This window comes from Hyphococcus lacteus (assembly GCF_041058985.1).
Lineage (GTDB): Bacteria > Pseudomonadota > Alphaproteobacteria > Caulobacterales > Parvularculaceae > Hyphococcus > Hyphococcus lacteus.
In genome coordinates, this window is record NZ_JBEHZE010000002.1 from 192925 (window position 1) to 206093 (window position 13169).

The following is a 13169-nucleotide window of genomic DNA, read 5'->3' on the forward strand; positions in this document are numbered from 1 at the left end:
CACCCTAGTTAAAAGCTTTACTCAAGCTAATCTGAATTCGTCTATACGTATCGTCGGTACGGTCTTCTATATAAAGTAGCGGTGAGATGTTACGTACGCCAGTATGCTCATCACGTATTTTCGTAAAGTTTCGCCCGGTCAAGTTCAACAACTCTGCCCTTACCGTGAGAGACTGCGTCATCTGATATTCAGCAAATGCAGTGATATAAGGTCTTATATATCGGTACTCGCGACCCGCTGAACGAAAATGAATTCGTGAAAACCCACTCGCATAAGTGACACCGTAATTCATGCGCCACTTATTCACGTCTTGTTTGAATGCAATATCCCACCGATATGGGTTTTGCCCCGAAAGCGCGCGAACTTCACCTGTTGCAGGGTCCGTAATAGCAGATCGATAGTGCTGACCGTTGAATTCAATTCTCGCACCGTTAATCCCGACAGGCCCCAACGGAAAAGTTGAACTCACCTCAAAAACATCTCGCGTCGCACTCCCGATGTTACTCCGCGCATCATAAAATCCGGTATCTGTGTATACAGGTGCTAAATCAATAACGTCGCTCAGCTCTTCATGGCGCGCGCTTGCGGTTACCACACCCTCCTCCCAAAACCTTTGTTCGAATGTGATTTCGGCTAGTTTAGTTTGCGTGGGACGCAGCGTCCCCGACCCTGCGGTAACGATTCCTGTACTGAGCGATGCAGAGAATAAAAAATCATTGAAGTTTAATTGACCCACTTCTTTTGCAGCGCGCAGCCTAATTTGAGTCAATGATGCAGGCGACCAAGATAACAACAATGACGGTTTAGCAAACTGCAAATTTGTCTTCGCTAATGGTGCTATCAACGAAGAGGCTTCGTAACGTAGCGCGGATTGAAGCGAGAGTTGATCTTGCAACTGCCACAACAAAACAGCGGAAAGCTCTCCCCGCGTTTCTTCTACCGTCGCGTTCGCTCCGGGAACTTCAACGTCGATACCGTTAACGAGAAGCGAGCTCGTTCCCTCAAGAACGTTATAAGCACCTTCAAACCCCGTTTCTAACGACAGGCTCTCTCGCGGTTGCATCGACATGGTCAAGCTCGCGACAGTTTCTTTTGTTGTCTCGCTTTTTTCAAATACAGAAACATCCCCCCTATTTTCTGAGGTTACAGTTTCTGTTTTATTTCGCCATTGGTGCAAAAAAACAGTATCGAGATTTTTACTCTCGCCAACCGTTACGGAATATCGCGCACCTACTTCGCCGCCCTGCGGTGTTTTGACGTCACTTGTTTCTCGGACTTGGCCCGGTGTCGGTGCCTCGAAATTTTCAAACTCTGTACCTGAATGGTGCCTGTCAAAAAAATTTCCGTTTACTCGAACCGTACCATCCAATAGTGGGCGTTCATAAGCGGCAGACACCGACAATTCGCGGTTCTCGCGTTGCCGCACAATACGCGATTTAAACGCTGGAACCTCGAGATCCAATCCTCTGTGGCGGTCAGTGAACGCGTGATCTCCCCCGTCACCTAGGTCAAATTCAACTGATCCCTCAAAAAGGCTAGCCCCCGACCGCCGCGATACATTCGCATCAAGGCTAACCCGCTTTCTATCGGTTGCTGGGACAATAACAGAAGCCAAATCCACCACACCTGCCAATGTGTCTCCGCCCTTGCGGACAACATTTGCGACAACGCTTTTGCCTTGCATGTCTATACCCGGCGCGCCGCCCCGTATCACATCAATCCGCTCGACCTGCCCCGCAGGAATACGCCCAAGCAAATCACCAAGCGAGTCCGTCTTGCTTGCCGGGTGATTTCCATCGATTAAAACATTTCCCGCAGCACCTGATAGGCCACGCGCGCCACCACCTTCGTCGAGTTTAAAACCCGGCACACGGTCAACCATATCCCGGGCAGTGCTCGGCCACATCTCCGCAAAAAATGCCAATGGGTACGAAACTACATCACTTCCGCCCCCAACGCCGCCAACCGGTGCCGGGCATTCCGCAACGCAAACTTCTTCACCGCTCTGATCCGCAATTAGTTCAACACTTACAATTTCTTGCGGCGGCAAGTCCATTTATGCGTTCCCCTTTGTCATTCTTAAACTTATAAATGTAGCCGTTTATATTGCCACACCCTGCGGTCAAAAATTTTTTAGAGTAGATGTTTCTTTGCATGAACCTTGACGCGGACAATGGCGTGGTTCGAAGTCATGTAGAGATACCCATCGGCACCGATTTCACAATTCGAGATAACATCATCTGACGAAATAACGCACACTCGCTTTCCGGCCGAAGTAAAAACAGAAATACCGTCGCGTGACGATGCCCAGATGAATCCATCAGAATCGACTTTGAAACCGTCTCCGCCCTTTATGCCACTCCCTTCTCTGCTGATGAATGTTTTTCTCTTTCCGGGGTTGCTGCTTTCACGAATATCCCACGACACCCATCCGCTTTTGTCGGTCGCATACAAAGTATCACCATTAACAGACAACCCAATACCATTAGGGCTAACCGAATCATCAATAAGGTGTACATTATTATTCGTATCAAGACGGAAAACACCCGTATAGTCCAACTCCCGCACGGGGGACTTTTCTGTTCCGCTCAACCCCCAAGGCGGGTCAGTGAAGTAAATTGATCCATCGCCAGCTAAAACCAAATCGTTTGGACTGTTAAATCGTTTTCCTCCGAAATGGGTACAGAGCATCTCTTTTTTCTTGGTCGCCAGATCAATTCTGGCGATAGCACGGTTTCCGCAATCAGCAACGACCAAACCATCTCGCGCAAGCAACAACCCATTTGTGCCGGGCTCCCGCAAATCAGGGTTATCACCTCCAGCATATCCGGATGGGCGTAACCAATCGGACCCGCCAGAAGTCGCCGACCATTTACGGATTACATTCCCGCGAACATCAGAAACGAGAAGATAGCCATCCGGTCCGCCAACCCACACCGGACCCTCGCTCCAAATGAAACCATCAAGAATTTTCTCAACCTTTGCATTAGGATCGACCAATCGGTCAGATATCGGATCCAAAGATGTGACCCCACCAACAATCGGGTAGTCAGGGTCCGACGCATGGCTGTTGCCAATCATTACGGCTGCAACGCCACCGGTTCCCAACTTTAACGCCGTACGGCGCGAGAAATCATTCTGGTTCATTTAGACTTCCCTCATTTTGGTGTCAGTTTAAGCAACTTGCCGTCAAACCTTGTATTGGTCAGCACATACAGTGATCCATCTGGACCAACCTCAACGTCTCTGAAACGCTCTTTGAGATCAACCAATAACCGCTCTTCACCGACGACTCTATTGCCATCCAAAGTAAGTCGCGCGATATGCCGCCCGCCCAAACCAGCTATGAAAAGACTACCTTTCCATTCTGGCACGGCATCTGAATTGTAAAATACCATCCCTGACGGTGCGATGACCGGATCCCAATAATAAATCGGCTGCTCAATACCTTCTTTTTGCGTTAGCCCCGCCCCGATAGTGTCACCATTATACTCAACCCCATATGTCACAATTGGCCAGCCGTAGTTTTTTCCAGCCTGAGGAATATTCAATTCATCACCGCCCCGGGGGCCATGTTCAATCGTCCACAATTCACCTGTAGACGGATGAATTGCAGCACCCTGAACATTGCGGTGCCCCGACGACCAAATCTCCGGCCGAACGTCATCGTTACCGACAAATGGATTATCAGCAGGAATTGATCCATTAGGTCTGATCCGAACGATCTTGCCTAGCAAACTATCGAGCGCCTGTGCTTGTGGCCGTCCCTCGAGGACATATCGCTCACCAGTGGTAACGAAAAGATTGCCATCTTGGGCAAAGGCTATACGCCCACCGTAATGTTGCCGCGAATCGAGTTTGGGGCTTTGGCTGAAAATTATCGTCAAATTATCTAACTTTGCCTGCCCCTCACGCTCAACCAACGTCGCCCTAGCAACCGCAGTACTGGTCAACGGTTTTTCTCCCGGCTCAGAGAATGTAAAAAAGATACGATTATTATCTGAAAAATTTGGATCTAGCGCCAGATCAAGAACCCCGCCCTGGTCACCAGTATCAACTGTTGGCACCCCTATTATCGGCAAGGAAATCGCACCATCTTCAGCGACAATGCGAATTGTGGTTCTATCCGAAAGCAACATCCGTCCATCAGGGAGAAAAACCATTCCCCATGGGTGATCTAGCCCTGACAGTATTGTTTCTACGTCAAACGCTACACCCGCTTTTTGTTCTGGTGCTCTTGTCTGCCCCTCAAATGCCGGACTCTGTTGCAATGCATTAGGTGGCCGGCCTTCAACACTGTTTTGTTCAGCACTTGCTACACTGATGAATAGAATACCGAACAGCGATGCCGAAAAAGCTGTTCCACTAAATCTATTCATTTTTTACAACCTCGACGACCGTCACCGATGACTTTCGAATTTGAGGAATCAAAACGCGCCCGCGCTTGGTATCGAATCCAATCGCCGCCGGAACATCAATACCGTCCGCAACAATAACTGGAGTTTTTTCACTGTTTGACGGAACATGATATACGTTGTGACCATTTTGGCTGGCAACGAGCAAACTTCCATCTGCTAAAGCCACAATTCCATCGATGCGTCCCGTTGGTAACCTTCGTTTACTGATAATGCTAGCTGTCGCACGATCACGATAGATCAATTCGTCGCCAAGAAGGCCTCCGTGAACAACCTGCCCATCTGTCGTTATGGCTACGCCATTTGGGCGCACCAAATCATCACTACGTTGAACAAAATATGTCACCTCGCCTGATGGGGATATACGGTAAAGCGCTCCCGGCGTTTCATCACCCCCAGAATCAGTGAGAAAAATTGTACCTTCGTTGTCGACTGCCAAATCATTAGGTCGCGTTGCGCCCTCTATTTGGATTGCCCCGATTGACGTACCCGAAACACGGTCAAACATTCGAACGGCTGTAATATCGGCGACGTACAGAACATCACCTTTAACGTACATACCCAATGGCTCATAAAGTTCGACACCGTCGACCCCACCTGCAATCCATCGTAGGTCATTAACCGTCCCGGTTGGGTCCACTATCGAAATAAAGCCATCATTTTCAGTGCCACGCGCACCCAGATTGGACACAAAATAGCGATCACTCACAGGATCATATCGTGCCGCCTCCGAATGATGAAACCCAACATCAGACAATTCTAATGGTGCCATCGACTCCAGTGGCGTTATCGTAGCGCATGAAGCACTTAGACAAAGCGCTAGCAAACCAATTCCAAACTTCATCAAACGCTCCCTAAATTATGTTTTATATGAATTTGTGAGGCAATCGCTTCAGAGACTCATGCCTCCATCGATCACCAATGTCGTGCCGGACATAAACGGTGCCTCATCAGAAGCTAGAAGAACGCTGATATTTGCGATCTCTTCCGGTGTTCCTATTCGTCCCATAGGCTGGCGCGCGACAAACGCATCAAGCGCTGCCTTTGGATCTGGTTGATCCGCCATTCGCTGATGTAAGGACGGGCTTTCTACCGTACCCGGACATATCGCATTGCAACGAATACCGTCTTTGATAAAATCCATTGCCACTGACTTCGTTAGCCCAATCACTGCGGCTTTTGTCGTCGTATAAACAAAACGGTCAGGCGCTGCTTTAATTGACGACACAACTGACGCTATATTGATAATCGAACCATGTTTTCTCGTTCGCATCGCAGGCAAAAAGGCTTGGATCATATTTGCCATTGAACCGACATTGATTCGGAAACTACGCTCAAGCTCAGATGCGTGGCTCTCCAGGATTGAACCAACAGCGACGACGCCGACGCAGTTTATAAGAACGGATGTCTCATCATATTTTTCCGCCAGCGACAGAACTGCCGACTGGTCCGTTACGTCCATAACGACCGACTGAACACCGGACGCTGCTGTCCATTCGTTTAAGGGTTCAGGGTGCATATCAATTGCAATGACTACACCGCCCTCAGCGTGGCACGCTTCTGCAATCGCACGGCCAATGCCTTGCCCTGCTCCAGTTACAATACACGTTTTTCCAATTAATCTGTTTGCCATTTTTGGCACAATTCCTCTGTATAGAGTTATTTCTAATATTTATTCTGAATTAAAATATAAATTTAGATATGTTAGGCGGCGTAAAGCCCGGCCCCACCGTCAACACGAATAATTTGTCCGCTTACAAATCGACTTTGTTCAGTAGCGAGAAAGCTAACGACGTCTGCAATTTCTGAAGCAGTCGCATAACGATTTAGCGAAGGCCCCTCTTCCATCATCAACGGATCTACGGCGCGCGTCGCTAAAAATCGCGCAGATTTTGCCGGTCCCGGACTAATGGCATTCACGCGCACGCCCGCCGTTCGCACCTCGGAAGCAAGGCACCGGGTATAATGAACGATGGCCGCCTTAGCGCACGCATATGCGACCTCATTCGACGCTCCATAATGGGCCGCGATTGAAGCAATATTTATAATAGAACCACTTTGTCGCTCGGCCATGCCTGGAGCCACCGCTCTACTAAGCAACATCGTGCCAATAAGGTTTCGGTTCACGACTGCTTGCAGGTCATCTAATAAAAAATTTACTGCTGTGTTTGGATCAGGCTTACCGCCCTTGGCACCAATATCACCGCCAGCGCAATTCACAAGAATTGAAATTGGTCCAAGCTTACGCTCGGCACGCTCTACCATTTCATTGACTGCGTTTTCGCTGGAGATATCGCCTGTCACAGCAACAGCGCGAGCATCGCCAGTCGCCATCGCATCAGCAACCGCAGTTAAGCTGGGAAATTCACCATATTGCGCCGGCGCATCTTCAGATATGTCATGGATCGCTAAGTCTGCCCCTAATTCCATCAGCACTTCTCCGATGGATCGACCCAGCCCCCGGCCTGAACCAGACACAAATGCGACTTGTCCCGCAAGCGGTTTATATAGTGACCGACTTCCAGACCTCGCCACAGGCATGAGCTCTTCATTCATTCTTTTTGCTCCTTACAGTTTTGTTGCTTTTTTTGGTTTTTGTAGATCGAGACAAAGCCTTTTTAGGGGCTTCGTTGTTGGTAGCTTTAATTTCTTTCTCTTCAGCCGAACCAGCCTGTGCTGCATAGCTGGAGAAGCGCGCTGGATCGGTGTAGCCTGTACGCAGGTGATCAATCATCGCCTCTTCTGGCGTCACGTCCGACTCACCCAAGGCAACATTTAACAATCCACGATGGTGATGAAGACGCCATTTTTTTGTCTCTGCACTGACGTTATCAAGTGCTTTATGTGCAAAAAGCGCCGTAGCCAGTGTATCAAGCGTTTTTACAAGATAGGGGTTTCCTGATGCATTCCAGATCCCACGGTGAAATTGCAAGTCAACCGAAGCTGCATGAAGCTCGGTACTCTCTTCCCAAGACTCCATTTGCTCCACCAACGCCGTCAACCGCTTGGCTTCTTTCTTTGTCATGTTCAGTTGACATAGCTTCAGGGCTTCTGCTTCCAAAACGACGCGGATACTATTGATGTGCTGAACATCTTCATCAGAGAGCGTCGTCACAAACATCCCGCGCCGCTCTTGATTCATGACAAGCCCTTGCTCTTCGAGCTGCATGAGTGCCTCGCGAACAGGGATACGGCTAATCTGAAAATCGCGCGCTAACTGGCTTTCATTCAAACGATCACCGGGCTTGTAGCGCCCGGCAACAATTGCGTCGCGTAGTCGGGCAAATACGTGCGCTGTTAATGTTGGCGGCGACCCCGCCTTTGCTGAAAGGGAGGTCTTACTACTCTTGAGAGAAGGTATTTTCGACTGAGTCAATTTCTGCTCCATCATTGCTCCGCCGAGAGATTTGTTTGCCTATGGATGCACATTGACATCCTCCATTTCGCATATAGTATACACCTATCGAAGCGATTGGGAAGGGCTTGCGGTACTCTCGGCATTAACCGCACCAAACAAAACCGTTAGCTTGTATCTGTTGTATTCATGGGCTTTGCTCATGTTCATCGGGTCATCTTAATTGCACTCTGTGTACTATGCACGGGTAAAAACATAAGGAATCGCGATGCATTTGGCTTTTTAATACCCAACGTCCTTCCTCTGGTTTTCCCAAATTTCTCAATTCAATTAAGGTTAATATTATGAAGCCTACTCGCGTCCGGTACGGAGTTGTCATTTTCGCCCTTACTTTGGCGATGCTGGCCTACATACAGCGCGTCGCCATTTCACAAGCCGCAGCCCCAATGTCAGCTGACCTTTCGCTCGATAAAGCGCAAATGGGTTGGGTTTTTGGGGTCTTCGCTCTTGCATACGCATTTTTAGAAATTCCAATGGGCGCGCTGGGCGATAAATTCGGTGTCCGCCGGGTTCTTGCACCCCTAGTTCTCATATGGTCTGCCTTCACCGCCCTCACCGGCGCTGCTTGGAATTTCACATCGCTCATTATAATGCGTTTGATATTTGGTGCTGGTGAGGCTGGTTGCTTCCCAAATTTGACCAAAGTGTTAAGCGTCTGGTTGCCACGCAATGAACGCGTCCGTGCGCAGGGTCTAATGTGGGCCTGTACCCGGTGGGCCGGTGCCGCGACACCACCAATCGCCCTATTGATCATCACCGCGATAGGTTGGCGCTGGGGGTTTGCATTCTTCGGCTTTATTGGTTTCGTTTGGGTTGTGGCGTTCTGGTTTTTCTACAAGGATGACCCGGCAACCCACGAAAAAGTCAACAAAGCGGAGCTAGACCTTCTCGAAGGCTCTCGCTCACTCGCGAACAATAGCCCGGGTGGATGGCAAAAAGTATTCACCGATATCAACGTGCTCTTGTTGGTTATTCAGTATGCATTCTTCTCATTCGTTTGGTATTTCTACGTAACCTGGTTGCCGACATATATGATTGAAGCATGGGGGCTTACCATGGCCCAAGCCGCAGGTTTTTCCGTTCTCCCGCTTTTATTTGGTGGCTTCGGATCTTTGGTAAGTGGTGCGATTCCCGCCCGCATTCCGCGCCGCGCGATTGCTTTATTTGGCTTTATCGCAACAGCATTTTTATTGTTCGCCGTAACAAAAGTTGAAAGCGCTGTTCTGGCGATTGTAATGATGGCAACAGCAAGCTTTTTCAGTGATTTAACAATGCCAATCTCTTGGAACACGTGCATTGAAATCGGCCGCAAATACACGGCAACAGTTGCGGCTACTATGAACATGTTCAGCGGCATTATGGGGTTCGCCGCGCCTGTTCTCGGTGGTTACATTCTTGTTTCCGGAACCGGCAATTGGAACGGCCTAATTTACATGATGGTTGGCGCTGCCTGCATCTCTGCCGTTTGTTGGATATTCCTCGATCCAGATAAAATCGCTGCAAAAAATGCAGCGATGGACGAACAACCTGCTTCACCAACTGAAGCATAATATAACAACATATCAGATCTGCGGTTCATCAACCGCAGGTCACACTTCATAATATGTACACAAATAAAGGACGTAGACTATGAATATAGATTTATCCGGCAAGGTTGCGGTAATTACGGGCGGCAGCCGCGGCTTAGGTGAGGCAATGGCTCACACGCTTTCTAGTGCCGGAGCAACAATAGCCTTGGTTGCCCGCGACAAAACGCGGCTCAAAGGTGTTGAAGATTCGATCACGGCGGCCGGCGGGTCCGCAGCGAGCTTCACTGCAGATGTCACAAGCGAAGATGAAGTCAACAGAGTCGCAAAAGAGGTAACGGAAGCGCTCGGTGCCCCACAAATTGTTATCAACAATGCTGGCAATAACGTCCGTAAAAATCTTGTTGAATTATCGTTGGAAGAATTCAAAAGCGTTATCGACGTAAGCCTAACTTCGACATTCTTGGTGTCTCGGGCATTTGTGCCAGGTATGTCTGGCCGTGGTTATGGTCGCATCATAAATATGACATCGATGCTTAGCCATGTGTCACTGCCCGGTCGAACACCATACTCTTCGGCAAAGACTGCACTTCTTGGTTTTACCCGCTCACTTGCGCTTGAACTGGCTGGTGATGGAATCACCGTCAATGGAATCAGCCCAGGACCATTCGGTACAGAACTTAATCACCCGGTGATGAATGACCCTGAAGCAAATGCGCATTTTCTAGCCAGTTTGCCCGTAGGTCGTTGGGGTGAAGTCGAAGAAATCGGTGCATTGGCCTGTTACCTCTGCTCGCCGTTAGCCGGTTTTATTACTGGTACAGACATTGTCATTGATGGCGGTTGGACTGCAAAATAATTTAAAAACAAAATAATTGGGAGGACTACAATGGAAAACAGAGAACACACCAATAGTGATGCAACACGCCGCGCTTTTCTAGGCGGTGTTGGCGCTATGGGTTTGAGCGTTGCCAGTGGCCCAAGCTGGGCAAATGGTGCTACAGCAGAAAAAGTTCTCCCGCCCAAATCCCCCATGGGAATTGCAACGACAGCAAATGCCGCACATATGCGCGGGCTTGATGTCATTGAACCCATGCGGAACGATCCAGTTCGTTACCTTGAATATTGCCGTTCACTCGGTGCTGGCGGTGTTCAAACAGCCGTGAGAACTGACTTAAAGCGTTTCCGTCAACGGCTAGAAGAGTTGGATATGTTCTACGAGGGCGAAGCCGCACTCCCCTACCACCCGGACGATGACCTGACCGCATTCGAACAATCCATGCTAAACGCAAAAGAACTCGGTGCAAATTGCGTGCGCGCCGTCAGCCGGCCACCAAAAGGCGGGAATCGTCGGTACACAACTTTTATGACAATGGAAGACTACCGTAGTTGGGAAGCCCAAGCGAATGCGGTCGTCGAAAAGGTCATGCCAATTGTGGAACGAATCGGCGTTGGCCTTGCACTTGAAAACCATAAGGATCGCACATCGGACGAACACCTCGCGATTTTGAAAAAAATTGATAGCGAATACCTAGGTGCCCTTATTGATCCGGGTAACAATATTTCGCTTATGGAAGACCCCACAGAAACAGTGACGAAGCTTGCGCCCTATGCAATGGCAACGTCGCTGAAAGACATGGGAATCGCACCATATGAAAAGGGATTTTTGTTATCGGAAGTTCGTTTCGGAACAGGTATAAAAGATCAGTACGAACTGTTTTCTATCATGAGAAAACACAATCCAAAAATTAACCCGATCCAAGAGCTTATTACACGCGACCCATTAGAAATTCCAATTCTGACAACACAATATTGGGAAACGATTCCAGGATATAGCGGCCGAGACGTTGCTGCGATGATGGAAAGAGCTGCCGCATATACCACGCCGCTCCCCAAAATCAGCCACCTCTCTGCCGCTCAGCACCTAAAAATAGAAGAAGACAACAACCGCGACACATTCCAATGGGCCATGAGCCGCGCGTTTTAAACACCAAAAAAGAAGCTAAAGATGAACACGAGAAAACCAGCACGACCGTTTCGCTCACGAGAATGGTTTGCTGATCCGAATCGAAGCGACATGACCGCTGTCTATCTAGAGCGGTTCATGAATTATGGCGTAACGCCAGAAGAACTTCGAAGCGGTCGACCAATCATAGGGATCGCGCAATCGGGTAGCGATTTGTCACCATGTAACCGTGGTCACGTTGAACTCGCAAAAAGAGTACGCGATGGCATACGCGACGCCGGCGGGATCCCTATGGAATTTCCTGTTCATCCCATATTTGAAAACTGCCGACGGCCCACAGCTGCATTAGATAGAAACCTCTCTTATCTCACCTTGGTTGAAATCTTACATGGGTATCCAATCGATGCTGTTGTTTTAACGACGGGTTGTGACAAGACCACACCAGCCAGCATAATGGCAGCATCCACTACGGACGTCCCCGCAATTGTGCTTTCGGGCGGCCCCATGCTTGATGGATGGTTCGAAGGGGAGCTCGTCGGTTCCGGAACCGTCATTTGGAAAAGCCGTCGACGACTCGCAGCAGGTGAGATCACAGAAGAGCAGTTTATCAATACAGCTGCGGCATCCGCCCCGTCGATCGGCCATTGCAATACGATGGGCACAGCCTCCACGATGAATGCCGTTGCAGAAACATTAGGGTTATCCCTACCCGGATGTTCGGCCATTCCTGCGGCATATCGTGAGCGCCCGCAGATGGCCTATGAAACTGGCAAGCGTATCGTTGAAATGGCTTATGAAGATCTTCGTCCATCGAAAATTCTGACCCGTGAGGCCTTCCTTGATGCAATTGCTCTTATCGCTTTGATCGGCGGCTCGACAAATGCGCAGCCGCACATAACGGCGATGGCGCGCCATGCAGGAGTGGAAATAACGGCACGCGACTGGGTCGACCACGGCTATGCACTTCCCCTGATTTTAAACATGCAACCTGCGGGGCAATATTTAGGCGAGCGTTTTCATCGTGCTGGCGGCGTTCCCGCCATTCTGTGGGAACTCGAAAAAGCCGGAAAGATGCATTCAGATCGAATTAATGTGAGTGGCAAAAAATTCTCGGAAACACTCAAAGGCCGGCAGTCCCCCGATCGGGAGATGATCTACTCCTTTGACCAGCCGTTACAAGAAGATGCTGGGTTTGTTGTTCTGAGTGGCAATCTATTTGATTTTGCCATTATGAAAACCAGTGTTATTTCCGACGAATTTCGAACACGATATATGAAAACACCTAACGACGAGGACAGTTTCGAGGGTATCGCCGTCGTGTTTGATAGCGCAGAAGACTATCATGCGAACATTAACGACCCTTCTCTCAATATAACTGAGAAATCAATCCTCGTAATTCGTGGTGCTGGCGCGGTATCGTGGCCCGGCGCGGCCGAAGTTGTAAATATGCAGCCACCCGACCGTCTATTGAAACTTGGAATCAACGCTCTTCCCGTCATTGGAGATGGACGGCAGTCGGGTACCTCAGACAGCCCAGCAATACTCCATGCTTCGCCTGAAAGCGCGGTCGGTGGCGGGCTTTCGTGGTTGCGCAGTGGTGATTTAATCCGTGTCGACCTTAAAAAGCGAAGCTGCAACGCGATTGTTGCACCGGAAGTAATAGAACAGAGAAAAAAAGAACCGTTACCACCAATGCCTGCAAGCCAAACGCCGTGGCAGGAAATTTTTCGCGACCATGTAGGAAGCTTGTCAGAAGGCGGATGCCTTGAGAACGCTGTGAAATATCGTGGCGTCACACATAAGACACCACGACATAATCATTAAATTCGTACACGATACAGAAAGTC

Annotated in this window: 11 protein-coding genes; 4 read left to right on the top strand and 7 right to left on the bottom strand. The window is 49.3% G+C overall.

All coding sequences use genetic code 11. The features are described 5' to 3' along the window. Window positions 1–4: 4 nt before the first annotated feature. From ABFZ84_RS14345 to ABFZ84_RS14375, 7 genes are all read right to left on the bottom strand, one after another. Entirely contained in the window at window positions 5–2056 is a 2052-nt protein-coding gene (locus ABFZ84_RS14345; protein ID WP_369314765.1) for a TonB-dependent receptor plug domain-containing protein, read from the bottom strand. Between the two features lie 77 nt (window positions 2057–2133). Next, window positions 2134–3147: an SMP-30/gluconolactonase/LRE family protein gene (locus tag ABFZ84_RS14350; RefSeq protein WP_369314766.1), complete on the bottom strand. Its 1014-nt coding sequence runs from the start codon at window positions 3145–3147 to the stop codon at window positions 2134–2136. 11 nt (window positions 3148–3158) lie between these two features. Further along, a complete protein-coding gene (locus ABFZ84_RS14355; protein WP_369314767.1) occupies window positions 3159–4379 on the bottom strand; it encodes a PQQ-dependent sugar dehydrogenase in 1221 nt (406 codons plus the stop codon). Further along, window positions 4372–5259, bottom strand: coding sequence for an SMP-30/gluconolactonase/LRE family protein (locus ABFZ84_RS14360; protein ID WP_369314768.1), 888 nt, complete (start codon window positions 5257–5259; stop codon window positions 4372–4374). Before ABFZ84_RS14360 ends, ABFZ84_RS14355 begins: the two co-directional genes overlap by 8 nt. A gap of 48 nt (window positions 5260–5307) precedes the next feature. After that, window positions 5308–6048, bottom strand: coding sequence for an SDR family oxidoreductase (locus ABFZ84_RS14365; protein WP_369314769.1), 741 nt, complete (start codon window positions 6046–6048; stop codon window positions 5308–5310). 71 nt (window positions 6049–6119) lie between these two features. Continuing rightward, window positions 6120–6971 (bottom strand): SDR family NAD(P)-dependent oxidoreductase, encoded by an 852-nt coding sequence (locus ABFZ84_RS14370; RefSeq protein ID WP_369314770.1) that lies wholly within the window; start codon window positions 6969–6971, stop codon window positions 6120–6122. After that, entirely contained in the window at window positions 6964–7806 is an 843-nt protein-coding gene (locus tag ABFZ84_RS14375; RefSeq protein WP_369314771.1) for a GntR family transcriptional regulator, read from the bottom strand. Before ABFZ84_RS14375 ends, ABFZ84_RS14370 begins: the two co-directional genes overlap by 8 nt. A gap of 308 nt (window positions 7807–8114) precedes the next feature. Between ABFZ84_RS14375 and ABFZ84_RS14380 the strand changes: the two genes are divergently transcribed. The 4 genes from ABFZ84_RS14380 (at window position 8115) to ABFZ84_RS14395 (ending at window position 13146) form a co-directional block, all read left to right on the top strand. Next, window positions 8115–9380, top strand: a complete 1266-nt coding sequence (locus tag ABFZ84_RS14380; RefSeq protein ID WP_369314772.1) for an MFS transporter — start codon at window positions 8115–8117, stop codon at window positions 9378–9380. Window positions 9381–9459: 79 nt separating this feature from the next. After that, the gene (locus tag ABFZ84_RS14385; RefSeq protein WP_369314773.1) at window positions 9460–10215 is read left to right on the top strand and encodes an SDR family NAD(P)-dependent oxidoreductase; all 756 of its coding nucleotides are present in this window, start codon (window positions 9460–9462) and stop codon (window positions 10213–10215) included. Between the two features lie 30 nt (window positions 10216–10245). Next, window positions 10246–11343 (top strand): TIM barrel protein, encoded by a 1098-nt coding sequence (locus tag ABFZ84_RS14390; RefSeq protein WP_369314774.1) that lies wholly within the window; start codon window positions 10246–10248, stop codon window positions 11341–11343. A 21-nt stretch (window positions 11344–11364) separates the two neighbouring features. Next, complete coding sequence (locus ABFZ84_RS14395; protein ID WP_369314775.1) at window positions 11365–13146, top strand: IlvD/Edd family dehydratase; 1782 nt, start codon at window positions 11365–11367, stop codon at window positions 13144–13146. Window positions 13147–13169: the final 23 nt, after the last annotated feature.

Coding starts and splice junctions, on each gene's coding strand:
- ABFZ84_RS14360 (WP_369314768.1), bottom strand. CDS start 5,259: ATGAAGTTTGGAATTGGTTTGCTAGCGCTTTGTCTAAGTGCTTCATGC.
- ABFZ84_RS14350 (WP_369314766.1), bottom strand. CDS start 3,147: ATGAACCAGAATGATTTCTCGCGCCGTACGGCGTTAAAGTTGGGAACC.
- ABFZ84_RS14365 (WP_369314769.1), bottom strand. CDS start 6,048: ATGGCAAACAGATTAATTGGAAAAACGTGTATTGTAACTGGAGCAGGG.
- ABFZ84_RS14395 (WP_369314775.1), top strand. CDS start 11,365: ATGAACACGAGAAAACCAGCACGACCGTTTCGCTCACGAGAATGGTTT.
- ABFZ84_RS14390 (WP_369314774.1), top strand. CDS start 10,246: ATGGAAAACAGAGAACACACCAATAGTGATGCAACACGCCGCGCTTTT.
- ABFZ84_RS14345 (WP_369314765.1), bottom strand. CDS start 2,056: ATGGACTTGCCGCCGCAAGAAATTGTAAGTGTTGAACTAATTGCGGAT.
- ABFZ84_RS14370 (WP_369314770.1), bottom strand. CDS start 6,971: ATGAATGAAGAGCTCATGCCTGTGGCGAGGTCTGGAAGTCGGTCACTA.
- ABFZ84_RS14375 (WP_369314771.1), bottom strand. CDS start 7,806: ATGATGGAGCAGAAATTGACTCAGTCGAAAATACCTTCTCTCAAGAGT.
- ABFZ84_RS14385 (WP_369314773.1), top strand. CDS start 9,460: ATGAATATAGATTTATCCGGCAAGGTTGCGGTAATTACGGGCGGCAGC.
- ABFZ84_RS14355 (WP_369314767.1), bottom strand. CDS start 4,379: ATGAATAGATTTAGTGGAACAGCTTTTTCGGCATCGCTGTTCGGTATT.
- ABFZ84_RS14380 (WP_369314772.1), top strand. CDS start 8,115: ATGAAGCCTACTCGCGTCCGGTACGGAGTTGTCATTTTCGCCCTTACT.